25 protein-coding genes are annotated in these 26,532 nt (G+C 59.7%); 14 read left to right on the forward strand and 11 right to left on the reverse strand.

Annotated features, from left to right (window positions below; all coding sequences use genetic code 11):
- Nucleotides 1-609: an OmpA family protein gene (locus tag ACJ8PL_RS22905; RefSeq protein WP_016929955.1), complete on the forward strand. Its 609-nt coding sequence runs from the start codon at nt 1-3 to the stop codon at nt 607-609.
- 188 nt (nt 610-797) lie between these two features.
- Here ACJ8PL_RS22905 and ACJ8PL_RS22910 read toward each other — a convergent pair whose 3' ends face one another.
- The 3 genes from ACJ8PL_RS22910 to ACJ8PL_RS22920 form a co-directional block, all read right to left on the reverse strand.
- Nucleotides 798-1,136 (reverse strand): hypothetical protein, encoded by a 339-nt coding sequence (locus tag ACJ8PL_RS22910; protein WP_110147354.1) that lies wholly within the window; start codon nt 1,134-1,136, stop codon nt 798-800.
- A gap of 135 nt (nt 1,137-1,271) precedes the next feature.
- Entirely contained in the window at nt 1,272-1,841 is a 570-nt protein-coding gene (locus ACJ8PL_RS22915) for an HdeD family acid-resistance protein (protein ID WP_110147353.1), read from the reverse strand.
- A 128-nt stretch (nt 1,842-1,969) separates the two neighbouring features.
- Nucleotides 1,970-2,860, reverse strand: coding sequence for a LysR substrate-binding domain-containing protein (locus tag ACJ8PL_RS22920; protein ID WP_442531403.1), 891 nt, complete (start codon nt 2,858-2,860; stop codon nt 1,970-1,972).
- A gap of 165 nt (nt 2,861-3,025) precedes the next feature.
- Between ACJ8PL_RS22920 and ycaC the strand changes: the two genes are divergently transcribed.
- Entirely contained in the window at nt 3,026-3,655 is a 630-nt protein-coding gene (gene ycaC / locus ACJ8PL_RS22925) for an isochorismate family cysteine hydrolase YcaC (RefSeq protein ID WP_442531404.1), read from the forward strand.
- 187 nt (nt 3,656-3,842) lie between these two features.
- Nucleotides 3,843-4,592 (forward strand): amidase activator ActS, encoded by a 750-nt coding sequence (gene actS / locus ACJ8PL_RS22930; RefSeq protein ID WP_028127683.1) that lies wholly within the window; start codon nt 3,843-3,845, stop codon nt 4,590-4,592.
- 34 nt (nt 4,593-4,626) lie between these two features.
- Here the strand turns inward: actS and ACJ8PL_RS22935 are convergent, their stop codons facing one another.
- Nucleotides 4,627-5,484, reverse strand: a complete 858-nt coding sequence (locus ACJ8PL_RS22935) for an AraC family transcriptional regulator (RefSeq protein WP_016929951.1) — start codon at nt 5,482-5,484, stop codon at nt 4,627-4,629.
- A gap of 179 nt (nt 5,485-5,663) precedes the next feature.
- Between ACJ8PL_RS22935 and ACJ8PL_RS22940 the strand changes: the two genes are divergently transcribed.
- Nucleotides 5,664-7,433 (forward strand): ABCB family ABC transporter ATP-binding protein/permease, encoded by a 1,770-nt coding sequence (locus tag ACJ8PL_RS22940; protein ID WP_028127682.1) that lies wholly within the window; start codon nt 5,664-5,666, stop codon nt 7,431-7,433.
- Nucleotides 7,434-7,451: 18 nt separating this feature from the next.
- Here the strand turns inward: ACJ8PL_RS22940 and betI are convergent, their stop codons facing one another.
- Nucleotides 7,452-8,048 carry a transcriptional regulator BetI gene (betI, locus tag ACJ8PL_RS22945; RefSeq protein ID WP_033639489.1) on the reverse strand — a complete coding sequence of 199 codons (597 nt, stop codon included), beginning with the start codon at nt 8,046-8,048 and terminating at the stop codon, nt 7,452-7,454.
- Between the two features lie 158 nt (nt 8,049-8,206).
- On the opposite strand from betI, the gene ACJ8PL_RS22950 reads away from it, so the two are divergent.
- Nucleotides 8,207-9,751, forward strand: coding sequence for a BCCT family transporter (locus tag ACJ8PL_RS22950; protein WP_033639490.1), 1,545 nt, complete (start codon nt 8,207-8,209; stop codon nt 9,749-9,751).
- 6 nt (nt 9,752-9,757) lie between these two features.
- Here ACJ8PL_RS22950 and ACJ8PL_RS22955 read toward each other — a convergent pair whose 3' ends face one another.
- Entirely contained in the window at nt 9,758-10,189 is a 432-nt protein-coding gene (locus ACJ8PL_RS22955; protein WP_016929947.1) for a VOC family protein, read from the reverse strand.
- Nucleotides 10,190-10,347: 158 nt separating this feature from the next.
- On the reverse strand, nt 10,348-11,265 hold the full coding sequence (locus tag ACJ8PL_RS22960) for a TIGR03571 family LLM class oxidoreductase (protein WP_004931740.1): 918 nt from the start codon (nt 11,263-11,265) through the stop codon (nt 10,348-10,350).
- 717 nt (nt 11,266-11,982) lie between these two features.
- Between ACJ8PL_RS22960 and ACJ8PL_RS22965 the strand changes: the two genes are divergently transcribed.
- Nucleotides 11,983-13,200: an MFS transporter gene (locus tag ACJ8PL_RS22965; RefSeq protein ID WP_079450546.1), complete on the forward strand. Its 1,218-nt coding sequence runs from the start codon at nt 11,983-11,985 to the stop codon at nt 13,198-13,200.
- A gap of 36 nt (nt 13,201-13,236) precedes the next feature.
- Entirely contained in the window at nt 13,237-14,046 is an 810-nt protein-coding gene (locus tag ACJ8PL_RS22970) for a MoaF C-terminal domain-containing protein (protein WP_060445365.1), read from the forward strand.
- A gap of 1 nt (nt 14,047) precedes the next feature.
- Here ACJ8PL_RS22970 and lldD read toward each other — a convergent pair whose 3' ends face one another.
- The 3 genes from lldD to ACJ8PL_RS22985 all read right to left on the reverse strand — a co-directional run bounded on the left by lldD (nt 14,048) and on the right by ACJ8PL_RS22985 (nt 18,057).
- A complete protein-coding gene (gene lldD / locus ACJ8PL_RS22975) occupies nt 14,048-15,187 on the reverse strand; it encodes an FMN-dependent L-lactate dehydrogenase LldD (protein ID WP_016929944.1) in 1,140 nt (379 codons plus the stop codon).
- 42 nt (nt 15,188-15,229) lie between these two features.
- Nucleotides 15,230-16,813, reverse strand: a complete 1,584-nt coding sequence (locus ACJ8PL_RS22980; protein WP_442531405.1) for an L-lactate permease — start codon at nt 16,811-16,813, stop codon at nt 15,230-15,232.
- Between the two features lie 323 nt (nt 16,814-17,136).
- Nucleotides 17,137-18,057, reverse strand: a complete 921-nt coding sequence (locus ACJ8PL_RS22985; RefSeq protein ID WP_016929942.1) for a LysR family transcriptional regulator — start codon at nt 18,055-18,057, stop codon at nt 17,137-17,139.
- A gap of 178 nt (nt 18,058-18,235) precedes the next feature.
- On the opposite strand from ACJ8PL_RS22985, the gene ACJ8PL_RS22990 reads away from it, so the two are divergent.
- Nucleotides 18,236-19,888, forward strand: a complete 1,653-nt coding sequence (locus tag ACJ8PL_RS22990; protein WP_028127677.1) for a multidrug ABC transporter permease/ATP-binding protein — start codon at nt 18,236-18,238, stop codon at nt 19,886-19,888.
- 388 nt (nt 19,889-20,276) lie between these two features.
- Nucleotides 20,277-20,390, forward strand: a complete 114-nt coding sequence (locus tag ACJ8PL_RS22995) for a YmiA family putative membrane protein (RefSeq protein WP_049232362.1) — start codon at nt 20,277-20,279, stop codon at nt 20,388-20,390.
- Nucleotides 20,391-20,573: 183 nt separating this feature from the next.
- On the opposite strand, the gene ACJ8PL_RS23000 is transcribed toward ACJ8PL_RS22995, so the two are convergent.
- Nucleotides 20,574-21,794, reverse strand: a complete 1,221-nt coding sequence (locus ACJ8PL_RS23000) for a CynX/NimT family MFS transporter (RefSeq protein ID WP_028127676.1) — start codon at nt 21,792-21,794, stop codon at nt 20,574-20,576.
- 502 nt (nt 21,795-22,296) lie between these two features.
- Between ACJ8PL_RS23000 and agaR the strand changes: the two genes are divergently transcribed.
- The 5 genes from agaR to ACJ8PL_RS23025 are packed head-to-tail and all read left to right on the forward strand — an operon-like array spanning nt 22,297 to nt 26,532.
- Nucleotides 22,297-23,070, forward strand: a complete 774-nt coding sequence (gene agaR / locus ACJ8PL_RS23005; RefSeq protein WP_004931804.1) for a transcriptional repressor AgaR — start codon at nt 22,297-22,299, stop codon at nt 23,068-23,070.
- Between the two features lie 23 nt (nt 23,071-23,093).
- On the forward strand, nt 23,094-24,377 hold the full coding sequence (locus ACJ8PL_RS23010) for a D-tagatose-bisphosphate aldolase, class II, non-catalytic subunit (protein ID WP_016929938.1): 1,284 nt from the start codon (nt 23,094-23,096) through the stop codon (nt 24,375-24,377).
- Between the two features lies 1 nt (nt 24,378).
- A complete protein-coding gene (agaV, locus tag ACJ8PL_RS23015; protein ID WP_004931808.1) occupies nt 24,379-24,855 on the forward strand; it encodes a PTS N-acetylgalactosamine transporter subunit IIB in 477 nt (158 codons plus the stop codon).
- Nucleotides 24,856-24,869: 14 nt separating this feature from the next.
- The gene (gene agaW / locus ACJ8PL_RS23020; RefSeq protein ID WP_048795926.1) at nt 24,870-25,649 is read left to right on the forward strand and encodes a PTS N-acetylgalactosamine transporter subunit IIC; all 780 of its coding nucleotides are present in this window, start codon (nt 24,870-24,872) and stop codon (nt 25,647-25,649) included.
- Nucleotides 25,639-26,532 (forward strand): PTS system mannose/fructose/sorbose family transporter subunit IID, encoded by an 894-nt coding sequence (locus tag ACJ8PL_RS23025; protein ID WP_079450543.1) that lies wholly within the window; start codon nt 25,639-25,641, stop codon nt 26,530-26,532. Before agaW ends, ACJ8PL_RS23025 begins: the two co-directional genes overlap by 11 nt.

Here is a 26,532-nt window from a genome sequence, read left to right on the forward strand (position 1 = left end):
ATGAACGGCCTCAGGAAAGCCGCCTGTGTGGGGGGGATGTTAGCCTTTGGGTTGGTGTCATTGGGTTCATGGGCTGACAGCGGAGAGCCGGCATCCGTGGGGAAACCGGTGATACTCGATCTTAAGGCCACCCGGCTGGATTTGGTTGGTTTGCCTTCGGGGCTGAATGCCGGCGTCCTTGATCTGCAGAGTAAGGCAGCGGATTTGGCTAAACAATCCGCCGACATTTCCGTCAGAGACAGCAAAAATGCCGTAACGTTATCGATGCGCAGCGATGTGCTGTTCGCCTTCGACAGCGATGCGATTGCTGCTAAAGCGGAGCCTGCGCTGCAACAGGTGGCGCAATTTATCGCGGCCGAACCGGTAGGGAACGTGGTGATCGAGGGGCATACCGATGCGGTGGGCAGCGATAAATATAATCGGGATCTGTCGCTGCGACGCGCACGTGCGGTGGCTGTTTGGCTGATCGCACATGGGGTAGAAAAATCTCGTCTGAGTGAACGGGGAAAAGGGGAGGCTGAACCGGTGGCTTCCAACGACACGCCGACGGGCCGGGCCAAGAATCGGCGGGTTGACTTCGTGTTGCCGAAAACCGCTGCCGCCGGTTAATCCCGCGCCGGTGGACGTTTCCTTTGCCAGAGCCGCTTTTAAACGGGCTCCTCCCGCTGACTGCTCGCGGAGTTCAGGCTGTATGACGTGGAGCCGGTGACGTTAATGATTGATGAACATAATCGCGTCGCCAACAGCCTGTATCTCGCTTTCGGTTTTCGCTTTAGCGGCCCCGATAAAATGCGGGGTCAGAACGTCTCGAAATACAGCTCGCGCAACAGCCAGGATATTTCGTTATTGGTGCGGTTCAGGACGTCTATTCTGTGAACCCCTATCGCTTCTGCGCGCAGATCGAGCAGCAAGTTGCGAATCTGCCGGAATAACGGGGTTTGCGGGTTGGGTTTGGCCAACTGCTGGCCGCACAGTTTGATACCGGCGTCGCAACCGGTGGCGATGTCCGTCAGGCAGCACGGGCAGGTGGTATTTTGGCGCGCCATATTGCGGCATTGTTGCCCGATTACCTGATTGAAATGGCGTAATTGCAGGCAGACTTCCCGCGAGTTCAACGGGGTGGAATGGGTTGTCATCGGTTTCAGCTCCCTTGTCTGCGCCTATATTGGCACTTACCGATGAAGATAACCACGGACAAGCCGAGGGGGTATCGCCTTGTTGTGTCTGGAAGCGACGAAATCGATGAGGCCCGCGATGGCGGGCCGGTAGAGTCAGGCGCGTTTAAACAGATTCGCCGCCTGGAACAGCGCAAAGGAGCTGACCAGCATTTCGATGCCGACGATCGCCGTCACCAGCGTGACCGACGCCGCCGGGCCTGAACCGATCAGCATCCAGGCGATGATCAAATCGAGCACGCCGATAACGAACTGCAGCCAGTTGCCCGGCAATCCGCGGCGCATATAGCCGGACGCCAGGCGCGCGATGCCGCCGAGCGCGAACAGCACGGCAAGGTACACCGCCAGCGCCAGAATGCCCGCCAGTGGGCTGGTGATGAACACATAGCCGATAATCAGGTAAGCCACGCCCAGCAGAATGCCGCCGATCATCGGCCAGGTATTCTGCGCCCGGTTGGCGATCATGGCGATAATCAGCCCGGCGCCGCTCAACAGCAGCAGGACGCCGACCACGATGCTCAGCGCCGCGCCGGAGGCGAAAGGGTTGACCAGGCACAGTATGCCGCCCGCCAGCAGCAGGAAGGCGATGATCAGCAGGGTGGTGCGTTGCTTTTTGAGCAGTTCTTCGCTCAGGAGGGGCAGATTATTGCGATCAAGGTTTAGCATGTTACAGCTCCATTCTCTTTGTTGCGATCCTCGGGGGCACTCTATTTTTTCCGAGCGCTCTATTATAGTAGTCACTTTTTAATCGCTGCGGTAAATCCGGCGTGGCGTTTATGCTTGGAAGCGGCGTGTTATTCGGCCAGTTCATCAACGATGAAATCAATCAGCGCCCTTACCGAAGGGGGGAGTCCTTGTCTGGAAGGGTAAAACGCGACAATCTTGTGTTGTTCCAATGTCCAGTCGTCGAGCAGCGTTTTCAGGCTGCCGTCGAGCAGTTCCTGGCGGGCTAATTTCAGCGGCAGACAGCCAACGCCGACGCCTTTTACGATCGATTCCTTGATCAGGCGAATGTCATCGCACACCATGCGCGACTCGTTGTTTATTTTGACTTCGCGATCGGCTTGTTGAAACGTCCAGGCGGCCTGAAGATGGGTCGATAACCACCCGACCGTTGGCAAACTGGAGAGATCTTCGGGCGTATTTATACTTTGGTACTGAATAGCTGCAGAGGGGGCGACCATAAATGCGGTGGGCACAGCGCAAATTCGACGCATCACCAAATTGCTGTTTTTGGGCTCATCGGCGATGAGTTTTAATGAGAGGTCATACCCTTCAGAAATAATATCCACGTTGCGATTAAATATTTTCACATGCAAATTGACCTTGGGATATTGCAGCATGAATCTCGCCAGCACTTCCGTTAGGCCAAGATCCAGGAGAATGTTTGAGCAGGTCAGTTTTATTTTTCCAGTGGGTTTTTCGCTTTTGTTAATAATAAGGCATTCCGCTTTCTCTGCGGTGCTAATCATCTGCAGGCAGTACTGAAAATATTCTTTTCCTATATCGGTGACCATGAGGTTTCGCGTTGAGCGCTGAATAAGCCTGACATTAAGCCTTTTTTCCAAATTGGATATTCGTCTTGATAGCGTCGATTTGGGTATACCAAACTTCTTACTGGCGGAAAGAAATTCACCGCATTCAACTACTCTGGCAAACATAACCATCTCATTGAAATCTATCATATAAAATTAACCTTCCCAGTGGTGAAACACTCATTCCCAATAATCGTGCTATTTACCCGGCTGGTTCATTGCTAGCCTGATGTCGGAGCGTTTGAAAGCATGCTACATGCTTGGAATGCATGGGGCGATCGGAATTTGATGATTTTGATGATAAAGGAGAAGGGAATGACTTTTAAATATAACCGATTAGATAAGACACAGGCCGCCGTTTTATTAGTCGATCATCAGACGGGGCTACTGTCCCTGGTTAGAGATCAGGATCCGGATAAATTCAAAAATAATGTTTTGGCGCTGGCCGATCTGGCTAAATACTTCAATTTACCGACGATACTGACCACGAGTTTTGAAAACGGACCGAACGGCCCTTTGGTGCCAGAGCTAAAGCAAACTTTCCCTGACGCCCCCTATATTGCTCGTCCCGGCAATATCAATGCCTGGGATAATGAAGATTTCGTCAAGGCGGTAAAGGCCACGGGCAAGAAACAACTGATCATCGCCGGCGTGGTGACCGAGGTTTGCGTGGCGTTTCCTGCGCTCTCTGCGCTGGAAGAGGGGTATGAGGTTTTCGTCATCACCGACGCATCCGGCACGTTCAATGCGATTACGCGCGATGCGGCTTGGGATCGCATGTCCCTGGCCGGCGCGCAGCTGATGAGTTGGTTTGGCGCGGCGTGCGAATTGCACCGCGATTGGCGAAATGATATCGAAGGGTTGGGGAACCTGTTCTCTCAACATATTCCTGACTATCGCAATCTGATGACCAGCTTCAGTTTGCTGACCTCAGGTAAACAGTAATCCCGACATCGCTGCATGGTTTGGCGCCTTATGGCGCCATTTTCCTCCCGCCGATCGCGCCGCAGCGGCCTCCGTGCCCGCTGTTTTCCGATAGTTGCCTCTTTCCCGCTTTTTGACTGACCCGGCGCAAATGTTACACTGTGCGGCTGAGGCGTATCAGAACCGAAAAGACGATTGGGGACAGGATTTGAGCACAGGAAGCAAGCTGGCGAGGTGGCGCCGCATCGCGGTGTGTCTGACATTGGGGCTATTGTTGGCCGGGTGTTCGGGTAAAAATACCTACAACCGCGACTACGACAAACTGCCGAAGGGCAGCTACACCGGCAAGTCCTACACCGTCAAACGGGGCGATACGCTGTACTACATCGCCTGGATCACCGACAGCGAAGTCAGCGATCTGGCCAGAATCAACAAGATACGCCCGCCTTATAGCCTGGAAGTGGGGCAAAAGCTGCGGCTGAGCGGCAGCGCGCCGACCAAAACCGCCGCCACGCGCCGTAAAACGTCTTCCTCCGCGATCGCCAAGCAAACGCCGCCGCCGGGCGCCGCCCGCTGTTGGCGCTGGCCGGCCAGCGGCCGGATCGCGCAGGCGTACTCCAATGCCGATGGCGGCAACAAGGGCATCGATATCGCCGGTAAACGCGGCCAGCCGATCTATGCTTCCGCCAAGGGCAAAGTGGTGTACGTCGGCAACCAACTGCGCGGCTACGGCAACCTGATCATGATTAAGCACGGCGAAGACTTTATTACCGCCTACGCGCACAACGACACTACGTTGGTGCGCAACGGCCAGGATGTGAAAGCGGGGCAGAAGATTGGCACTATGGGCAGCACCGGCACCGATTCGGTGTTCCTGCATTTCCAGATCCGCTATCGCGCCACCGCGCTCGATCCGCAGCGCTATCTGCCGCCGCAGGGTTCGTCGCCGTCCTGTTAACGTCAATCCGGCTCCTTGCGGAGCCGGATGTCAGCTATTTCAGCGGCAGATAAAGATCGGTCACCAGTTCATATTCCGCCACCTCGTGCACGAAGTTGTGGTAGTGGAAATAGAGCGGAAAATCGCGCAGCTCCTCGCCGCTGGCCGGCAACCACTCGCTGTAAAGATAGCGGGCGCTTTCCGAGAGCCCATCCAGCGATCCGAGATGGCGCAGCACCGCACAGCGCCCGGCCGGCAGCGTGCCGTTCACCACGCCGAAGGCGTTGTCCTCCGGGATCGGCGCAGTGACCTCGCCGCAAATGAAGAAGCGGAAGTCCTGCGCTTCGGTGGTGGCCGGATCGTGCGGTGCGATACCGTAAGTGCGGCTGCTTCTGACCGGCGACAGGCCACTGGTTTTGCGCCACTCGATAAAGCGTGCGGCGGTTTCGTTGACCAGCGCGGACGGGCCGCGATGTTCGATCATCGCCACCGGCGTGGCCGGGAAGTCGACAATGTCTACTTTCATGGGTTGTTTCCTTTTGTGTTTCGGCTCGGGAAAGCGCTGCTGCCAATCGATCCAGGCCGGCCGTTTGCGAAACTGGCTTGGCGTTTGGCTGAACGCCTGTTTGAAGGCGCGGCTGAAGGACTCCGGGTTTTGAAAACCGGCGTCCAGCGCGATGTCAATCACCGGCTCCAGCGGGTTATACGCCAGGCGGTACGAGGCGCGTTTGAGCCTCATCCACTGGATATAACGCCACACCGAGATGCCACAATACGCGCTAAACTGGCGTTGAAAGTGAAAGCGCGAAAAGTGGGCCACTTCGCTCAGTTTTTCGACGGTGAGCGCCTCGTCCAGGTGGCGGTCGATATAGTCAAAGACCAGCGCAAAGCGCTTTGCATACGTCTGGGTCATGTGATTGTCTCCTCCATGCCTGAACTTTGCCCGAGCCGCCGCCGCTTCTCCTGACGGATGATGCTGAGTTGTCGCCGCAGGAAAATGGGAGGGTGCGGCGTTCGCCGTCGGCCAGGCCAAACTCATAACCCCGCGCGGCTGTGCGCCGCGATCCCGATCGAGAAGATGAATATTACATGATGGATCGTTCCCGTTTGCTGAAATTCCTGCTGCCCTATCTGTGGCCGAAAGACAACCCGCGGCTGCGGGGGTATCTGGTGGTGGCCTTCGTGTTCATGGTGGCGGCCAAGGTCAGCACCACGCTGGTGCCGCTGGCTTATAAAGCGATGGTCGATGCGCTGAGCGGTGAGACGGCGAAAATGCTGGCGGTGCCGCTTGGGCTGATCGTCGCCTACGGCGTGGCGCGGGTGGGCGGCGCGCTGTTTGAGGAACTGCGCAACGTAATGTTTATCCACGTCAGCCAGAACGCCACGCGCCTGTTGGGCGTGCGGGTGTTCCGCCAGCTGCATGCGCTGAGCCTGCGTTTCCATCTGGAGCGCCAGACCGGCGGGTTGTCGCTGTCCATCGAGCGCGGCACTCAGGCGGTGTCCACGGTGCTGTCGCGGCTGCTGTTCTCCATCGTGCCGATCCTGTTCGAGCTCTCGCTGGTCACGGCGATCATGTGGCATATGCTGAACGGCTGGTTCGCGCTGGCGATCCTGACGACGGTCGGCTGCTACATCCTGTTCACCGTGTTGGCGGTCAGCTGGCGCACCCGCTTTCGCCGCGAGCTCAACAAGGCCAACGCCGACGCCAACAGCAAATCCATCGACAGCCTGCTGAACTATGAAACCGTGAAGTACTTCGGCAATGAAGAGTTCGAGGCCGAGCGTTTCGACCTCTCGCGCCGGCTGTACGAATACGCCGCCATCAAGAACCAATTCAGTTTTACGGCGATCAACCTGGGACAAACCGCCATTATTTCGATCGGACTGATCGTGATGATGACCATGGCGGCGCAGGGCATTACGCAGGGGACGATGACGGTCGGCGACTTCGTGCTGGTCAATGCCTATCTGCTGCAGCTGTATCAGCCGCTGAACTTCTTCGGCTTTATTTATTCCGAGGTGCGCCAGGCGCTGATCGACATGGAGAACATGTTCGATCTGCTGCAGGAACCGCGTGAGATCGTCGATAGCCCGGATGCGCAGCCGCTGCGCCTCGATCGCGGAGAAGTGAAGTTCGACGCGGTCAGCTTCGGTTACGACACGCGTCGGCCGATCCTCAAGCAGGTGAGCTTTACCATTCCGGCGGGCCACACGGTGGCGGTGGTCGGCGCCTCCGGCGCGGGCAAGTCCACGCTGTCGCGCCTGCTGTTTCGCTTTTACGACGTGCAGGGGGGCGCCATTACCCTCGACGGCCAGGACATTCGCCAACTGACCCAGGCCAGCCTGCGGCAGGCGATCGGCATCGTGCCGCAGGATACGGTGCTGTTCAACGATACGTTGCGTTATAACATCGGTTACGGCAAAACCGGCTCCAGCGATGAAGAAATCGAGCGGGCGGCGCGGCTGGCGCATATCCATGATTTTATCGTCGGTCTGCCCGACGGTTATGACACCCGGGTGGGTGAGCGCGGGCTGAAGCTGTCGGGCGGGGAAAAGCAGCGGGTGGCGATTGCGCGCACCATTCTGAAAAATCCGGCCATCCTGGTGTTTGACGAGGCGACCAGCGCGTTGGATACCCAGACCGAGCGCGAAATCCAGGGGCACCTGCGCGAGGTGAGCCGCAACCACACCACGCTGGTGATCGCTCATCGGCTCTCCACCGTGGTGGACGCCGATGAAATTATCGTGCTGGAGGCGGGGGAGATCGTCGAGCGCGGGGGGCACGAGGCGTTGCTGGCCGCGAACGGCCGCTACGCCGCCATGTGGCAAACCCAGTACAGTGAAGAGCAGGAACCGCACTGATGGAGCCACCGTTCACGTTCATCCCTGCTGCTGGGCGGCGTTGAGCCGCTGCGCCACGTAGTCGCAGGCGATGCGGCAGTCCTGTTTTAGGTCTGTCTCGTCGCCGGCCAGGCTGCCGCGCAGCCAAAGCCCATCGATCATCGCCGCCAGCCCGCGCGCCGCGTCGCGCGCCTGCTGCAGCGGCAGCTCGCGGCGGAACTGGCTGCAAATATTGGAATAGAGCCGCCGATCGTTGGCGCGCTGCAGGCGGCGCAGCACCGGCTGATGCATGCTGGCGGCCCAGAAGTCGAGCCAGGCGCGCATGGACACGGCGTTGGTTTGGCTGGGGTGGAAGTTGCCCTGGATAATGGCGAACAGCTGTGACTGGCTGTCGCTCGCCGCTTGCGCGCGGCACTCGGCCACCGCGTCGCGCAGATCGCGCAGGATCTTGCGCATGGTGGCGCTCAGCAACCCCTCTTTATCGCCAAAATAGTGGCTGACGATGCCGGTCGACAGCCCGGCTTCTTTCGCCACCTGAGACAGGGTGACGCCGGCCAGCCCGACGACGTTTATGGTCTCGAAGGCGGCGTTAATCAACTGCTCCTTGCGCTGCTCAGGAATGTCTCTGCGGTACATATTTTCCCCAACTGATAGGCAAATCACACTTTGAATTTGATTGATTGAACGGTCAATCAATACTCTATATGCTGCGAAAATGTCAAATAAATGACGATAGAATGTTAATTAAAAGTTGCATTTAAATCGTCTGTCTTTCGCATCATGGAAGCCTGCCAATGACAACAAAAACTCCTCCATCGCTTGACGAAGAACCTGTCAGATTGAATGTTCCGGTATTTTTCGGCTCGGCGGCGGTGATCCTGCTGCTGGGATCGCTGGTCGTGCTGTTTCCCGCCGCCAGCAAACAGTGGTTGAACGCCGCGCAAAGCTGGGTCGCCGACGTGTTCGGCTGGTACTACATGCTGTTGATGGTCGCCTGCATGGTGTTCGTCTTCTGGCTGGCGCTGTCGCGCTTCGGCCATATTCGCCTCAGCCAGGATGACGAACCGCCGCAGTTCAGCTATCCCTCGTGGGTGGCGATGCTGTTCTCGTCGGGCATCGGCATTGCGCTGGTGTACTACGGCGCCTACGAACCGCTGGATCACTTCTTGTCGCCACCGGAAGGCAGCGGCGGCACCGTGCAGGCGGCGCGGCAGGCGATGGCGCTGACCTTTTTGCACTGGGGGCTGCACGGTTGGGCGCTGTATGCGCTGATCGCCACCGCGCTGGCCTATTTCGCCTATTGCCGCGGCCTGCCGTTGGCGCTGCGCTCTGCGTTATACCCGATCTTCGGCGAGCGCATCCACGGCGGCGCCGGCCATCTGGTGGACAGTTTCGGCATTCTGGTGACGGTGATTTCGATGGTGACCAACCTGGGGATCGGCGCGCTGCTGGTGAACTCGGGGCTGTTTTATCTGTTCGACATTCCGCAAAGCACCGGCGTGCTGCTGGCGCTGATCGTGGTGATGATGGTGGTGGCCACGCTGGCGGCGGTCACCGGCGTCGAGAAGGGCATTGCCATGCTGTCGAACATCAACGTCGGCTTCCTGTGCCTGTTGCTGCTGTTCGTGTTTCTGGCCGGCCCGACGCTGAATCTGCTCAACGGCATGTTGCAGAACCTTGGCGATTATCTCACTTCGCTGGTCAGCCGCAGCTTCGATATGTATCTGTACGGCAAGGCGCGCCAGTGGCAGGGCGCCTGGACGTTGTTCTATTGGGCCTGGTGGGTGGCGTGGGCGCCGTTTGTCGGGCTGTTCATCGCGCGCATTTCCAAAGGGCGCACCATTCGTGAGCTGATCTTCGGCGTGTTGCTGATCCCGTTGGGCTTCACGCTGGCGTGGCTGTCGATCTTCGGCAATACCGCCATCAGCCTGGTGTTGGAAGGCGGGCAGGCGATCCTCGGGCAGGTGGCGCAAAGCGATCCGCCGATGGCGGTGTTCAAGCTGTTCGAATACCTGCCCTATACCCAGCTGACCGCCGGTTTTGTGGTGGCGATCAGTTTCGTGCTGTTCCTGACGCCGGTCGATTCCGGCACGCTGATGATAGCGAACCTCTCCTGCCAGGGCGGTTCCGCCCACGATGACGCGCCGGCCTGGCTGCGGGTATTTTGGGCGGCGGTCACCACGTTGATCTGCGCCGGGTTGCTGTACGCCGGCAGTTTCAGCGCGATGCAGACTGCGGTGGTGCTGTGCGGCCTGCCGTTCTCGGCGGTGATCGTGTTGTACATGGTCAGCCTGCGCAAGGATCTGCGCGGTTACGCCATGACGCCGGCGCTCCCCTGAGGCGGTTTATTCGTCCGCGCGCGGCCGGTGATGCACGTATTCGATAATCGTGCCGTCCGGCAGGCGGGCATTGAAACAGGCGCCGGTGGGCACTTCCACCGGGCCAAAGAAGATATCGGCTCCGGCGGCCAGCAGCCGCTGATGGTAGGGATAAATGTCATCGACCAGCAATGTGCCGACGGTGCTGCGGAAAGGGCGCAGGCTTTCTTCCGAGCCTTCCAGGATCAGAAACGGCCCCACCGCCGCCAGCACCAGCCGATGCGCGGGAAAGTCGAAACGCATATCCGCTTCCACGCCGTGCAGCTGCTCGTAAAACGCGATGGCGCGGTCGATCTCGCCTTCGTCGACGTAGACCCGGATCAGCACGCGCGGCACGCGCAGCGATGAAGAGTCGGCGGTTTTGCGCCAAAAGCCCGCTTCTGTCAGTTTTGCCGTCATTGCTCATTCCCCATGGTGGCTCGTTTCCCCGTCATCATGCCGCAGTTTGGCCGCAGGGATTAGACTGAGTTGTTATGAATCAGCAGCGGCGGAAATAAAAAAGCCCCGGTAACGGGGCAAAGACCAGCTCAGGTCGGAATAGCGGGCTAAAGCGGGCGTCAGGCGCGATGGAATTCCGGCAACACCAGTTGACCGATCTCCTGCATCGTCTCTTCCAGCGGCCGCTGGTTACGGCGGAAATGCAGGCCGATGTGGTTGACCCCGGCGTCACGCATGGCGCTCAGTTCCTGAATCAATCCATTACGGCCGCTCTTGATGCCGAAGCGATGGCGCTGAATCGGCGCGTCGGCGTTATCGGTGAGGTCGAGATGAATAAAGCTGACGTAGGGCTTGTCACCGGCTACGTTACGCCAGAGTTTGACTCGCGAAACGTGGTCCGCAGGCGTGCCGGGATACGACAGCCAGCCATCCATATTTTTGCCCACCCACTCGGGCGTTTGCTGCGCCAACCCGGCGACCAGCAGCGGCGGCGGCGGCGTGGCCGGCAGCAGGCGCAATCCAGGCTGGAGCGCGCTGTCGGCTTCCCCTTTGAGAATGCCGACGCTGGTGCGGAAGTTTTCACCGCGCGCGGCGTAATCGGCGCCGAACAGCGGGTACTCCACGGGGCGATCGCCGCTGGCGACGCCGAGCAGCAGACGATCGCCGCTCAGCGTTTGCAGCGTGGAAGCCGCTTTGCGCACCAGCCACGGCTGGCGCAGCGGCAGCACCACGGCCGCGGTGCCCAGCAGAATATTGCGCGTCAGGCTGGACAGGTAGCCGAGGTAGGTAAAGGTCTCAAACACCTGCGCGGCGTCGCCGAAGTCCGGATCGTACAGCGGCACGTCGCGAACCCAGGCGGCGCGAAAGCCGAGCTCATCGGCCAGCTTGATGCGCGCAGCGTGTTCGCTCATGTCCGGCACGCCGAACGGTCGCCCGTCCTGCTGGCGTTTCAGCTGCCCGCTGGTGGACCAATCGTTGTCCAGCGGCAACTCGATGCCGATGGAAAGCGGCTCCCGGGTTAGTCTTTCGATGCTCATGTGTCACTCCGTCTCAGGCCTTGCGGCGCGGTGTCGAACGATGGCCCGAAGTGTTGCATGGCGCTAATTTGAGATAAACAGCCCTAATCGCAATAGATAATTGCTGTTGCGAGCATAATTGCTTTGCAGGATACGGCATGATTGCCGTGATTTACGTCACGCTCTGCGCTTTTGCTATTGTCCAGATGAAATTATGTAACCCTGCCAATAGCCTTTCCCTCATAAGAGTTAGTTTGTTGTGCGGAAATAAAATAAAACTAAATGATTCAATAGATAAAAGTAAAACTGAATATTCCCCAGCGTTCATTCAATACGGATAAAAAATTAATAAGCCTGAAGAGTGATCGTTGAGATTATTCGGGAATGGCGTGGAAATAGGCATTTTTAACCGAAGAAAAATACCCGTTATTATTTTATTGTCTGTAAAAACAGAGGGGTAAAATATCTTTTTGTGATAATGCGATTTTGAAATAGTACCGAATAAAAACTTCATTCGTCTCTAAGAAAGCGCCGGTTGACAGACCGCCGGCTTACGATAATTTTATGTCATTAACATGTTAATGAGTTGTTGTCGTGACGGAGGGCCAATATCTCTCTTGGCCGTGCGCTTAACACACTTATGCCATGGCGGCTTGCCATTCATAAGTTAACTTATGGACACATGACGCTATGAATACATCGCCAGAGCCTCGCAGTGCATTAAGTGAAGAGAACCGGTTGCTGATTATTTTATTTTTCGTTTTCGGCTGCGTGTTCGTCGATCGTCTGACCATCTCGTTTCTGTTTCCGATGATTGCCGCCGACCTCAAGCTCAGCAACGTGCATCTCGGCACCCTGTCGGCGGTGCTGGCGTTAACCTGGGCGCTGTCTGGCGCCGGGCTGGGGGCGATAGCCGATCGTTTTAATATCCGTAAACCGATGCTGATCTTGTCGATCCTGGTGTTTTCGCTGTTCTCCGCGCTGTCGGGGTTGGTCAGCGGCTTTGCCATGCTATTGATCTTCCGAGCGTTGATGGGGATCGCCGAAGGGCCGGTATTGCCGATCGCACAGTCTTTGATGGTGGAAAAATCGCAGCCGCAGCGCCGCGGTTTCAACATGGGATTGATCCAGGGCGCGGCGCCGGGGCTGCTGGGAGGCATTATCGCGCCGCCGCTGATCATCTATCTGGCGCAGAAGTGGGGCTGGAGCATGGCGTTTCACCTGACCGCCGTACCGGGCATCATTCTGGCGTGGCTGATCTATCGCTATGTGAACGGCAAGAAGGATCCCGCTTTCAGCGCCCCGCCGGCGGTCGACAAGGCGGCGAACAAAGGTGCTTACGGGGAGCTGTTCAAAATCAAGAACGTGGCGCTGTGCATTCTAATCTCCTGTGTGTTCGTCACCTGGTTCATGATCATCATTACCTTCACCCCCAACTTTTTGGTGACCGACCGCGGCTTCGGCGAAGGCACGATGGGCGGCATCATGAGCGCCATCGGCGCCGCTTGGGTATTCTGGGGCGTGGCGGTGCCGGCGATCTCCGATCGCTTCGGCCGCAAGCCGACGCTGATCTTCTTTTCGCTGCTGGCGGTGTGCTGCCCGCTGTTTCTGAGCTACGTCGATAATCCGTGGCTGCTGGGCGTGCTGGTGTTCCTGTCTTATACCGGCCTTGGCTGTTTCACGCTGTTTATGGCCACCATCCCGTCTGAAACGGTGTCGCCGGCCCGCATCGCTACCGCGTTGGGGCTGGTGATGGGGATTGGCGAGGTGATTGGCGGCTGCCTGGCGCCGTTTATCGCCGGGCTGATCGCCGATCGCTACGGGCTGGTCAGCGTGATGTGGCTCGCGGCCGCCGGCGCCGTGTGCGCCGGGGTACTGAGTTGTTTTCTCGATGAAACCGCCCCTGCCGTGGTGAACCGCCGAGCGGTGAAACCGGCGGGCGTCGCCGACGTCTGAGGCGGTTTTCATCCCATTCAATCAAGGAGAGCGAAGATGTCAGCAGAACCATCCGTACTGAATCAAAATGCCGAACCGGACTGGAAGAATTACGACGATTTCGCGCGCGGCATCGACACCAACCGGCTGCCGGGCACTCAGGACTGGCGCGGCAAAACGTTGCAGATCGCCTTTGAAGGCGGCGGGGAAATCACGCTGCGTTTCAGCGCCGATCGGCAGCGGGTGCTGTGGGCCTGGGGCGGGGAGAGCGGCGAGGACGCTTACGAAGAGGTGCAAACCTCCGCCGCGCGCTATTTCTTCAATATTCCGCTGCAGACGCCGGGCAACGAATGCCTGACGCTGGTGCTCAACCGCGACAGCGGCCGGGCGCTGCTGGTGCGCAGCACGTTGCTGCCCGAGCAAACGGTGGAAAAGGGATCCCGCCTCAAGCAAAGCTTCCACGTTGGGCTGATTGCCGGCGTCACGCCGGGCGGCGTCGCGCCGCATCTGACCCGCGAGCTGATCGGTTATCGCACGCTGAACGTCTACAGCCCCAACCACTATTACGAACACTTCTACGTCAACACCGAGCGCTACGCCTGGCAAAACCTGCGCGGCGAACAATTCGGCCACGGCGACATGGACTACGCCACTTACTACAAGTTTGAGGACGAGATGTTCCTGTTCACCTTCCGGGAAAAGATTATCCCGGTGTGCTCGGTGTTCTTCTTCGACTTTGTCTCCGGGCGCTGCACCGGCACCTTCCTCGGGTTGGACGCCGCCGGCCGAGTGTTGGTGTCACCGGCCGGGGCGTTCATCAGCAAGATGAGCTACAACGCCTACCCGGAAGGGGTACAGCCGCTTTGATTCAGGCGTTTCTGACCAGCGATCCGGCGTTGATCTCCGCAATGGTTTTCGCGCCGGTGAGCGTCATGGCGACGCGCATCTCTTTGTCGATCAGATCCAGCAAGTTAGCCACCCCGGCTTCGCCGGCCGCCGCCAGCGCATAGACGAAGGCGCGCCCCAGCAGCACGCTGTCGGCGCCCAGCGCGATCATGCGCACCACGTCCAGGCCGCTGCGGATGCCGGAGTCGGCCAGCAGGGTGATGTCGCCTTTCACCGCGTCGGCGATCGCCGGCATGGCGCGCGCGGTCGACAGCACGCCGTCCAGTTGGCGGCCGCCGTGGTTGGAGACGATGATGCCATCGGCGCCGAAGCGCACCGCGTCTTTGGCGTCTTCCGGATCCAGAATGCCTTTGATGATCATCGGGCCGTCCCAGAACTCGCGGATCCACTCCAGATCTTTCCAGGAAATCGATGGATCGAAGTTGGCGCCCAGCCAGCCGATGTAATCTTCCAGGCTGGTCGGTTTACCGCGGTAGGCCGAGACGTTGCCCAGGTCGTGCGGCTTGCCGAACAGGCCGACATCCCAGGCCCACTGCGGATGGGTAAACGCCTGCAGCACGCGGCGCAGGGCGGCGTTGGGGCCGCTCATCCCCGAGTGGGCGTCGCGGTAACGGGCGCCGGGCACCGGCATGTCGACGGTAAACACCAGCGTTTTCACGCCGGCGACTTTGGCGCGCTCCAGCGCGTTGCGCATAAAGCCGCGATCTTTCAGCACGTAGAGCTGGAACCACATCGGCCGATCGATCGCCGGCGCCACCTCTTCGATCGGGCAGACCGACACGGTGGACAGCGTGAACGGGATGCCTTTTTTGGCCGCGGCGCGCGCGGCCTGCACTTCGCCGCGGCGGGCGTACATGCCGGTCAGCCCCACCGGCCCCAGCGCCACCGGCATCGCCAGCTGCTCGCCGAACAACGTAGTCTCCAGGCTTAGTTCGGACATATTGCGCAGCACGCGCTGGCGCAAGGCAATATCGGCCAGATCTGCGGTATTGCGCTTCAGCGTATGCTCCGCGTAGGCCCCGCCGTCGATATAGTGAAACAGAAACGGCGGCAGTTTGGCCTGGGCGGCGGCCCGGTAGTCGGTTGACGCGGAGATGATCATAGTGTTTACCTTCTTGTCTTGCTTGCGATAACGAGTGTTCGGTCAGAGCGTGAGGATCGTTGCCATACCGGCCGCAATCCCGCCGTACGCCAGCATCGGCAGTACGGTCTTTCTGATGATTTTGCCTTCGGCGTTGCCGATCCCGAGGATCGAACAGACCGCGATAATGTTGTTCAGGCACACCATGTTGCCCATGGCGCCGCCGACGGACTGCAAGGCCAGCGTCAGGTTGACATCAAGACCGCTGCTCTGGGCGATCGACTGCTGAATGCCGCCGAACGTCAGGTTCGAAACGGTATTGGAGCCGGAGAAGAACGAGCCCAGCGCGCCAAGGAACGACGAGAACAGCAGCCAGCTGTCGCCGGTCAGCGCCGCCAGCGCTTTACCGATCAGGATCACCGGCGCGTTGTCGCCGCCCTGCATCATCAGGTTAACCATCACCAGCGCGCCGAACAGGGCGATAAAGGGCCGCGCGATGCGCCCGCCGGTTTCGCTGAACATTTGCCGCACCTGGCCGCCATTCAGACGGAACAGCGGAATACACAGCAGCACCACCAACAGGAACGGGATCAGCGCCGGGACATACAGCGTTTTGTAGCCGGCGGCGGCGGCGGTGCCCAGCACCTGCTGCAGTTCGACGATCAGCGCCCGGCTGATGCGCAGCTCCCCGAGCCAGCCGAGGTTTTCCTGCCACAGCAGCGCGGTGTTGTTGAGCAGCTCCTTGAGGCCCAACTGGTGGACGCGCGTCACTATCAGAATAGCAATCAGCAGCAGGGTCGGGGTCATGGCCTTGACCACCTGCATGAACGGCACCGCCTGCGCGGCACTCTGCGGTTTGTCGCCGCGGGCGAGGCCGATGCCACCGCGCGCCAGCAGCACCGACAGTGCCAGGCCGATCGCGCCGCCGACCAGCGCAGGGAACTCATAGTTCACCTGGGCCAACAGCAGATAGGGCAGGGTGCAGCTCAGCACGCTGAGCAGGATAAACGGCAGGTTGCGGCGGATATCCTGCCAGGAAACGATAAAGCGCAGCGCCAGCAGAGGAATGACGAAGCCGGCGACAACGTGGATCAGCGCGGTTTGCCGGCCGATATCCAGCAGGCTGGCGTCCGACAGGCCGAGGTTGGCAAAGCCGAACCAGGTGGGGGTGCCTACGGCGCCGAAGGAGACCGGCACCGAGTTCATCACCAGCGTCAGCAGGGCGACGCGCAGCGGGTTGAAGCCCAGCCCGACCAGAATCGGCGCGGCGATGGCGGCCGGTGTGCCGAAGCCGCTGGCGCCCTCGATCATAAAGGCGAACGCCCAGCCGATAATCATCAGTTGGGCCACGGGATTGGGGCTGATGGTTTCCAGCCAGCGGCGCACCACGTTTTCCGCGCCGCTTACCTGCATCAGTTTGTTGAGCAGGATGGCGCCGGCAATGATGGTGATCGGCGTCAGCGTCGACACCAGCGCGGTGATGATATTGGCATGCAGCAGCCGCAGCGAGGCATCGAACCACAGGAGCTGTACGGCATACACCACGGCGGCCGTCAGCGGCAGGGCGAGGTAAGAGGGCACGCCATTCCTTTTAGTCATCATCCAAATCAGCAGGATGATGGGCGCAATACTGAAAAGCAGGGGCATAAGATCCTCAGGGTTATTATTTTTATGGGCAGAGAGATGTAGCTGAAAGGTTAATTACCGCAACATTTTCATTCTAATCACAACGTTGGCGATGATGCCATGCGGTAATTTTTTAACATCGGCGAACGGCGTCGGCGCAGGGAAAAACGCCGGTAGAAGGGGTTAAATTAATTGATTTAAAATCAGCATGATAGGGAGTGTTGATGTGCGATAAGTGCGCGAGCTCACATTAATTAGGCGGTAATGTTCAATAGATTATGTCCAAAAATGCCGTAATCCCCGCGGTCTTTCGCGGTAGCGGGGAAATAATCCGAGAGGAAAACTCAAAAATAATGGCTGATATTTTGGTAGGAACCGATGATATGTTCGATCAGCAGACGGGTTTTTAACGGCAGATTGCGGGTGTAAGGATAAACGGCGTAAATGCCCAGCACTTTGCCGCAGTGGCCGGCCAGGATCTCCGTCAGTTTACCGTCCTGCAAATCTTCATACACCATGCAGCGCGGCACCATGGCGATGCCGTGGCCGCCGATCACCGCTTTGCGGATCGCCCGCGCATTGTTGGCCGACAGGTTGCCGTTAACCTGCAGCTCGTAGATGTCGTTGCGCCCCGGCCGCTTCATCAGCCAGTTGGCGGTGCCGCTCTCTTGGTAGGTGTAGGTCAGGCAGTTGTGGCTCAGCAGATCGTCGGCGCTGCGCGGTTCCGGGTGGCTTTCCAGGTAGCCCGGCGAGCAGACGATCACCCAGCGGGAATCGAAGATAGGCCGGGCAATCAGGCTGGAGTCCGGCATGGTCCCGGTACGGATCGCCAGATCGATGCCTTCTTCCACCAGATCGACGAAGCGGTTTTCCAGCCGCATTTCGACCTTCAGGCTGGGATGCAGGGCGCAAAATTCCGCCACGCTTTCGCTCAGCAGCAGCTCGCCCGAAATGGTCGGCACCGACATGCGGATGGTGCCGGTCAACTCTTCGCTCTTTTCGCTGACGGCGTACAGCGCCTCCTGCACTTTGGCGCCGATCTCTTTGGCCTGTTGGTAGAGCGCCTGGCCGCTTTCGGTCAGCGTCAGGCTGCGGGTGGTGCGGTACAACAGGCGGGCGCCCAGCGATTTTTCCAGCCGCCCGATGCGTTTGCTGACCACCGAGCTGGTGATGCCGGCGCTCTCCGCGGCTTTGCTGAACGAGCCGCAGTCGACAATCAGGGCAAACAGAATCAGGTCGTTGGCGTATTCGTGAGTCGCGAGCATAATCGGCTGTTCCCTTCAGCGGCAAGTGGCGCCAGTGTAAGTCTCTCGTTTCAATAAGCAATCATCAAAATGCCCTTGGCGTCGAAATCAGAGGCTGCGCGAGCAATGAGAATTCGTCTTGATCTCATTCTCGCGCCGCTTACAATGCCTGCCAGATCGCGACTTCAGAGGTTTTTTCATGGAACTGCTACGGGTGGTTTATCACCAGTATCGTTGGCCATTTCTGGCGGTTATGGCATTGACCATGACCAGCGCCGGCTTGGGCATCGGTATCATTGCGTTTATCAATCAATACCTGATGGACGCCGGCGGCGATGCATTGGCTGTGCTGCCGATGTTTCTCGCCCTGCTGGCATTGCTGATGGCGGTCACGCTGGGATCGCAATTGGCGCTGACGACATTGGGCCATTACTTCGTCTACCGCCTGCGCGGGCAGTTAGTGAAGCGCATCCTGGATACCGATATTGAACGCCTTGAACAGTTAGGCAGCGCCTCATTGTTGGCCAGCCTCTCCAGCGATGTCCGCAATATCACCGTCGCCTTCGTGCGCTTGCCCGAACTGGTGCAAGGGGTGATTTTAACCCTGGGGTCGGCGGCCTATCTGGGGTGGCTATCGCCGAAAATGCTGGCGGTGACGGCGGTGTGGGTCGCCGTCACCGTGGTGGGCAGCGGCTGCCTGGTCTCGCGGGTTTATCGCCATATGGCCAGTTTGCGCGAGTCGGAAGAGCGCCTCTATCATCATTACGAATCGGTGATTGACGGTCGTAAGGAACTGACGTTAAACCGCAAGCGAGCGCAGGCGCTGTACGAACAGACCTATCAACCCGATGCGCAAGCTTACCGCCACCATATCATTCGCGCCGATACCTTCCATTTGAGTGCGCTCAACTGGTCAAATATCATGATGTTGGGGGCGATCGGACTGGTGTTCTTTATGGCTAACAGCCTGGGATGGGCGGACTCGGCGGTGGCCGCCACGTATTCCCTGACGCTGCTGTTCTTGCGCACGCCATTACTGCAGGCGGTCGGGGCGTTTCCGACGCTGGTCAGCGCCGAAGTCGCCTTCAACAAGCTGAAGACGCTGCGCCTGGCCGAGTACCAACCGGCGTTTCCTGCCGCCGCAGGCCGTTCCTGGCAGACGCTGGAGCTGCGCGACGTGGTTTTTCACTATGCCGATACGGCGCAACAGCCCGGTTTTGCCGTCGGGCCGCTTAATCTGACGCTGCGGCGTGGCGAGCTGGTCTTTTTGATCGGCGGCAACGGCAGCGGCAAGTCAACGCTGGCGATGCTGTTGACCGGGTTGTACCGGCCGGTGAGCGGGCACATCGTTCTGGATGGCGTCGCACAGACCGCGGCGGATATGCCGGGCTATCGTCGGCTGTTTTCGGCGATTTTCACCGATTTTCATCAGTTCGATCGTTTGCAAGGGCCGGAAGGCGGCGAGCCCGATGCGGAACTGGTCGCCGGCTGGCTCGAGCGGTTGAATATGAAAAGCAAACTGCAGTTCGACGGCGCCAGGGTGACCAACCCGCAACTGTCGCAGGGGCAGCGCAAGCGTCTGGCTTTGCTGCTGGCCGTGGCGGAACAGCGCGATATCTTGCTGTTGGATGAATGGGCCGCGGATCAGGATCCGCAATTCCGGCGCATTTTCTATCGCGAGCTGTTGCCAGAACTGCGCGCGCTGGGCAAAACGGTGTTTGCCATCAGCCATGACGATCACTATTTCGAACACGCCGATCGGCTGCTTGAGATGCGCTCGGGTCATTTACGTGAGCTGACCGGCAGCGAGCGTGAACACGCCAGCCGGGATTCCGTCAGCAGAATCGGTTAACTCACACCGGCCCGAGCGAGACTAAAGCGGGCCGGTGCTTCTCTCCGCATGATCCCAGTACGTCGCTTCATTTTATCCCCCGCCTTCAGCGCTGTCTGTTGCCGATTTGGCTTATGGCCAGTCAAGTAATTGATAGTTGAATTATTTACCAGTGGTTTAATTTTGACCTTTAAAGATATGGCACACTGCACGTTCGTTCGCCTATCAATTCAAGTTATCGCCTGCCGATAACAGTGATATCCACGGTGCCGTTCTTACTGAGGCGGTGATGCAGGTCTATGGCTAGCAGCTGTTTTTTAAATTTCCATAGGAAAAAACGACTTTATCGATCGTTAAAACAGATCGATAATTGTGGTTTGAATGGTTTAATCTATTGGTTGAGGGCGCTGTGGTGAGCAAGGATGGATCTGATATCAAACGTAGAGCATGGCTGTGTGTGTTTATCGGTAGCGGGCTGTTCTGGCTGTTAACCGCCGCCGTGATTTATTGGTTACTGAGTTAGCAGGTTAAGCAGGAAGGCGATTCGTGAACAAAAAGCAGGCTAAAAACCGTGAGGGCGCTGAGCGTCGCGCACAGTCCAAAATTCCGCCGTCATGGGTGCTGAGCGATGAGCAGCGCGCCTTTATTGAAGATTTATGGCAGGACACCGACTCTGAGCCGGCGCGGCCCCCATTGCGCCGCAGCGTTAGCTGATCACGCGGCTGCGGCCGGCCAGCGCGCCGAACAGCATTTGCAAGACGGTCAGGCCCAGCAGGGCGATCAACGGCAAGCGCCAGCCTTCCGTCAGATCGTGCAGCAGGCCGAATAGGGTGGGCCCCAGCGCCGCCAACAGATAACCGACGGATTGCGCCATACCCGACAGCAGCGTCGCCTGATGATGATGCTGACTGCGCAATCCAAAGAACGACAGCGCCAGCACCAGCGAACTCCCCGCCCCCAACCCGGCAAACGTCAGCCACACCAGTGAACTGGCGGGTTGCACCAATAATCCCCCGACGCCGATGAAGATCAGCAGCGAGCTGCCCAACGCTATCGCCCGCTGATCGCGCGCCCGCGGCAAAATCACCACCATGACAAAGTTGGCGACGATCGCCACCACCTGGTAAACGAACAGTTCGAAACCCGCCTGCTGAGCGGAGGTGCCGTGGCTGGCGGCAAAAGCGCTGAACCAGCCGATGATGGTGTAGAAGGCGATCGATTGCAGCCCCATGAACATCGCCACTTGCCAGCCCAGCGCGCTGCCCCAAGGAGAGCGATAGCGTTGCGGCTCCGTCGGCTGCGGCTCTCTAGTGGCGGGAGTGGCGGAGCGCCGCAGTTGCGGCAACCACACCAGCAGCGCCAACAGCGCAGGCAAGCCCCAGCATAACAAGGAGAACCGCCAGCCAAGGTCGGCCAGCGAAGCCAGCGGCACGGCCAGACCGGAAGCGATGGCGGCAACCAGCGACATCACCGCCGCATAGGCGGCGATCATCGCGGCGGCGCGATGTGGGAAATCTCTTTTCACCAGCGTCGGTAGCACTACGTTGGCGAAGGCGATGGCGGCGCCGATCAGGATGCTGCCCGGCCATAGCATGGCGTCTTGCGGCAGGGAGCGCAGGGCGATGCCGCAGATCAGCAGCGCGAGGGCGAGGCCCAGGGTGCGCTCAATACCGATGCGTTTCGCCAGCGCCGGGGTCAACGGCGAGAGGATGGCGAACAGGATCAGCGGCAGCGAATTGATCAGGCCGGCGGCGGTGGCGGACAACGCCAGCTGTTGCTGGATCTGCTCCAGCAGCGGGCCGACGCTGGTCAGGGCGGCGCGCAAATTGGCCGCGATCAGCATAATGCCGACGATAAGCAGAATAGGGCGGTGTAACCGGCGACGCGGGGTCGCGGTGGACGCTGGGGGTGAAGCGGGTTGCGGCATGGGTTCCTCGCACCAAGGCATGCAGTCAATCAGTGCTGCATGGCGTGATGCGTTGATTGACGTTAACGCTTACGTACCGAAAATCGACGGTATCCGATCGCCAGTGTAGGGAAGATGGCTCGTGCTGACAAGGGTACGGCCCGGCGGGATGGCGGCGGTTAATCCCCGCCGGCCGCCGGATAATTGCCATTATGTGATCTTGGTCACTGAGTGAACTAAAAGTCATGGCGCGGAGCGCACCATGCGCCGCTTTCGCTTTCCGTGCAGCCCACGCCTCAGCGCTCCGGGGGTATCGCCCGTCATGGCATTTCACTTTTTCCCCCTTCCGCTTTTGGGCTTTTCGATCCGTTTCGATTCGAAAGGTTTTTTGGCGGTTTTTTTGCTAAAACGGGGCTGTAATCCCGATCACAATTTCATTGCTTTCGCTTTGCTGTAATGCGAGCGCAGTAGAGCGAAAGCCATCTTCTCCCCGGCGATGCCGGAAACCTGAGGACCGCAGCTCATGCCAGTGAATACCGCAAAGCGACGTGAACACATTATCGATCTGTTATGCGAGCACGGCAGCGTGCGCGTGGAACAGCTCAGCAAACAGTTTGCGGTATCCACGGTGACGATCCGCAACGATCTGCGCTTTCTGGAACGAAAAGGGTGTGCGCTGCGCGCTTACGGCGGCGCGATGCTCAATCAGCAATTCGCTTTCGATCGGCCGCTGCGGGACAAAGGGCGGTTGAATCGCGACGTCAAAACGCTGATCGCCAACGCGGCGGCCGGCTATGTGCGCGACGGCGATGCGCTGATCCTCGATTCCGGTTCAACCACCGCGCAGATCGTGCCGTTCCTGAAGGGGCGGCGCGATCTGGTGGTGATGACCAATGCGCTGAACATTGCCTACGAGCTTTCGGGAAACGACGGGGTGGAAGTCATGGTGCTGGGGGGCAGCGTGCGCCGCAACTCTTACTCGCTCTACGGTCCGGCTGCCGAGCAGCAATTGCGTCAGTACCGCTTCGACAAGCTGTTTTTGGGCGTCGACGGGTTCGATCTGAGCGCCGGCATCACCACGCCTCACCCCGGTGAAGCGCACCTCAATCGCGTGATGTGCGAGGTGGCGCGCGAGATTATCGCGGTGGCGGATGCCAGCAAATTTGGTCGCAAGAGCTTTTGCATGATTCGCGAAGCCGGACAAATCCATCGGCTGATCACCGACAGCCGTCTTCCGGACGATTACGAGCGGGCGTTAACCGAGCTGGGCGTGGAGGTCATCATCGCCGATCGGTAGCAGGGCGCCTGCATGGGGGCTTCATGCAGCAGTTGTTACAGCTTGTCGAGCAGCACAAGGCCGGTATGCCGGTCGGGATCTTTTCCGTCTGTTCCGCCCATCCCTGGGTTCTGAAGGCCGCGCTGCGGCAGGCCAAAGCCCGCGGCACGCCGGTGTTGGTGGAGGCGACGTCCAACCAGGTCAATCAATTCGGCGGCTATACCGGCCAAACGGCGGCCCAGTTCCGCGATGGGCTGTGGCGTCTGGCGGATGAAGTGGGCCTGGCGCGCGAGCGCGTATGGCTGGGTGGCGATCATCTGGGGCCAAACGCCTGGCAAGATCGCCCGGCTCAGGAAGCGATGGCGCTGGCGGAAATCTTGATAGACGATTACGTTCGCGCCGGATTTCGCAAAATTCACCTCGATTGTTCCATGTCGTGCGCCGATGATCCCTCGCCCCTGGGGGATGCCACGGTTGCCGAGCGGGCGGCGCGTTTGTGCGCGGTGGCGGAACGCGCCTGGGCGCAGAGCGGCGGCGAAGCGCCGGTCTATGTGATCGGCACCGAGGTGCCGGTGCCGGGCGGCGCGCAGGAGGCGCTGGCGGGTCTGCAGGTCACCACGCCGCAGGCGGTGGCGCAAACGCTGGAAACGCATCGTATCGCCTGGCAAAAAGCCGAGCTGAACGATGCCTGGCAGCGAACTATCGCGCTGGTGGTGCAGCCGGGCGTCGAGTTCGATCACCACAGCGTTGAGCATTACCAACCGCAGCGCGCCGACGCATTGAGCCATTTCATCGAACGGCAGCCGGGCATGATCTATGAAGCGCACTCTACGGATTACCAACCGCCGCAGGCCTACCGCCAACTGGTGCGCGATCACTTCGCCATCCTGAAGGTGGGGCCGGCGCTGACCTTCGCGCTGCGCGAAGCGCTGTTCGCCCTCGATCGCATCGAACGCGAATGGCTGGGGGAACGCCAGTCGGCGCAGCTGTGCGCCACGCTGGAGCAGGTGATGCGCGAGCAGCCGCAGCAGTGGAGCCGCTATTACCACGGCACGCCGCACCAACAGTATCTCGATCGCCACTACAGCCTGAGCGATCGGGTGCGTTACTACTGGCCGCAGCCGCAGGTGCAGCAGGCGGTCGACGGTTTGCTGGACAACCTGCGCCGCAGCCCGGCGCCGCTGGCGCTGCTCAGCCAGTACCTGCCGGATCAGGCGCGGGCGCTGAACGCCGGCGAATTGAGCGCCGATCCGCAGGAGTGGGTGCTGCATAAAGTGACGCAGGTGCTCGATGATTACCACGCCGCCTGTTACCCGGAGGGCCGCTGACATGCCGAACATTTTAATGACTCGCATCGACAATCGTCTGGTGCACGGCCAGGTGGGCGTGACCTGGACCAATACCCTCGGCGCCAACCTGGTGGTGGTGGCCAACGACGAGGCTGCCGCCGATCCGGTGCAGCAGAACCTGATGGACATGGTGGTGGCGGAAGGGGTGCAGACCCGTTATTTCACGCTGCAGAAAACCATCGACGTGATTCACAAGGCGGCGGATCGGCAGAAGATCTTCCTGGTGTGCAAAACGCCGCAGGATGTATTGACGCTGGTGCGCGGCGGGGTGCCGATCCGTTTCGTCAACGTCGGCAACATGCACTTCGCCGAGGGGAAGCGGCAGGTGCACAAAACGGTGTCGCTGGACGACGGCGACGTGGCCGCGTTCCGCGCGCTGGCGGAACTGGGCGTGGAGTGCGAAGTGCGCCGGGTGCCGGATGAAGCGGGCGAGGCGATCGGCAAACTGCTCTTTTGAGCCAGGGGGGAAGCATGTTGACGGATGCGCTATTGATTGCGTTGTTGGCCGGATTGGCCGGGGTTGACCTGTTCGACGGTCTGACCCATTTCCACCGGCCGGTGGTGATGGGGCCGCTGGTGGGGCTGATTTTGGGCGACGTCTACACCGGGTTGCTGGTGGGCGGCACGTTGGAGCTGGTGTGGATGGGCATGGTGCCGCTGGCGGGCGCCCAACCGCCGAACGTGGTGATCGGCGGAGTGATCGGCACCGCGTTCGCCATTCTGACCAAGGCCGACCCTAAAGTGGCGATCGGCGTGGCGGTGCCGTTCTCGATTGCGGTGCAGGGCTGCATCACGCTGCTGTTTACGCTGTACTCACCGATGATGCACCGCTGCGATCGCATGGTGAAAGCGCTGAACTGGCGCGGCATCGAACGGGTGAATTACCTGGGCATCAGCATTCTGTTCATCTTCTATTTCGTGGTGGCGTTCCTGCCGATTTACTTCGGCGCCGATGCGGCCAGCGCCATGGTGCAGAAGGCGCCGGGCTGGCTGCTGGACGGGCTGGCGGTGGCGGGCGGCATGATGCCGGCGATCGGCTTCTCGCTGCTGATGAAAGTGATGATGAAAAAAACCTACGTGGCCTATTTTATCCTCGGTTTCATCTCGGTCACGTTTCTCAAGCTGCCGATTCTGGCGGTGGCGCTGGGCGCCCTGGCGATCGCTTTGATTGATTTCTTCAACACGCAACGCGGCGCGGCAGAGGCGACCGCCCGGCCCGCTCCGCAGGAGGACGCCGAAGATGGCATTTAACGATTCCGACGATCTGCTGGCGCAAAAGGCCGAGCAGCGCATGGCGCAGGCGCTGGCCACCAGCCAGGTGGAGCAGGACGATTATCTGGACAGCCAGCCCGCCGAAGCGCTGACGCGCGGCGACATCAACCGCATGGCCTGGCGTTCGCTGCTGTTGCAGGCGTCGTTCAACTACGAGCGCATGCAGGCGGGCGGCTGGCTGTATCAGTTGATCCCCGGGCTGCGCAAGATCCACCGCAACCCGCAGGATCTGGCCAACTCGATGAAGATGCACATGGAATTTATCAACGTGCACCCGTTCGACGTCACCTTCCTGTCCGGTTTGGTGCTGGCGATGGAGCAGAACAAGGAGAAGATCTCCACCATTCGCGCGGTGAAAGTGGCGCTGATGGGGCCGCTCGGCGGCATCGGCGACGCGCTGTTTTGGCTGACGCTGTTGCCGATCTGCGCCGGCATAGGCGCTTCGCTGGCATTGGAGGGCAGCCTGTTCGGGCCTATCGTCTTTCTGCTGCTGTTCAACCTGTTCCACTTCGGCCTGCGTTTTGGGCTGGCGCACTACGGTTATCAGGCCGGCACCAGCGCGCTGGTGCTGCTGAAGACCCACACCCGGCGCATTTCTCACGCCGCGTCGATCGTCGGCATGACGGTGATCGGCGCGCTGGTGGCCTCGTATGTGCACCTGTCCACGCCGCTGGTGATGCGCGCCGGCAAGGCCAGCGTGGCGCTGCAGACCGACGTGCTGGACAAGCTGATGCCCAACTTGTTGCCGCTGTGCTTCACGCTGCTCATTTTCTTCCTGATGAAGCGCGGTTTCTCGCCGGTGAAGCTGATTGGCGTCACCGTAGCGATCGGCGTGGCGGGCAAATTTATCGGTATTTTGTGA

Origin of the sequence: Serratia sp. CY83965, assembly GCF_052166375.1 — a bacterium.
Classification (GTDB): domain Bacteria; phylum Pseudomonadota; class Gammaproteobacteria; order Enterobacterales; family Enterobacteriaceae; genus Serratia; species Serratia marcescens.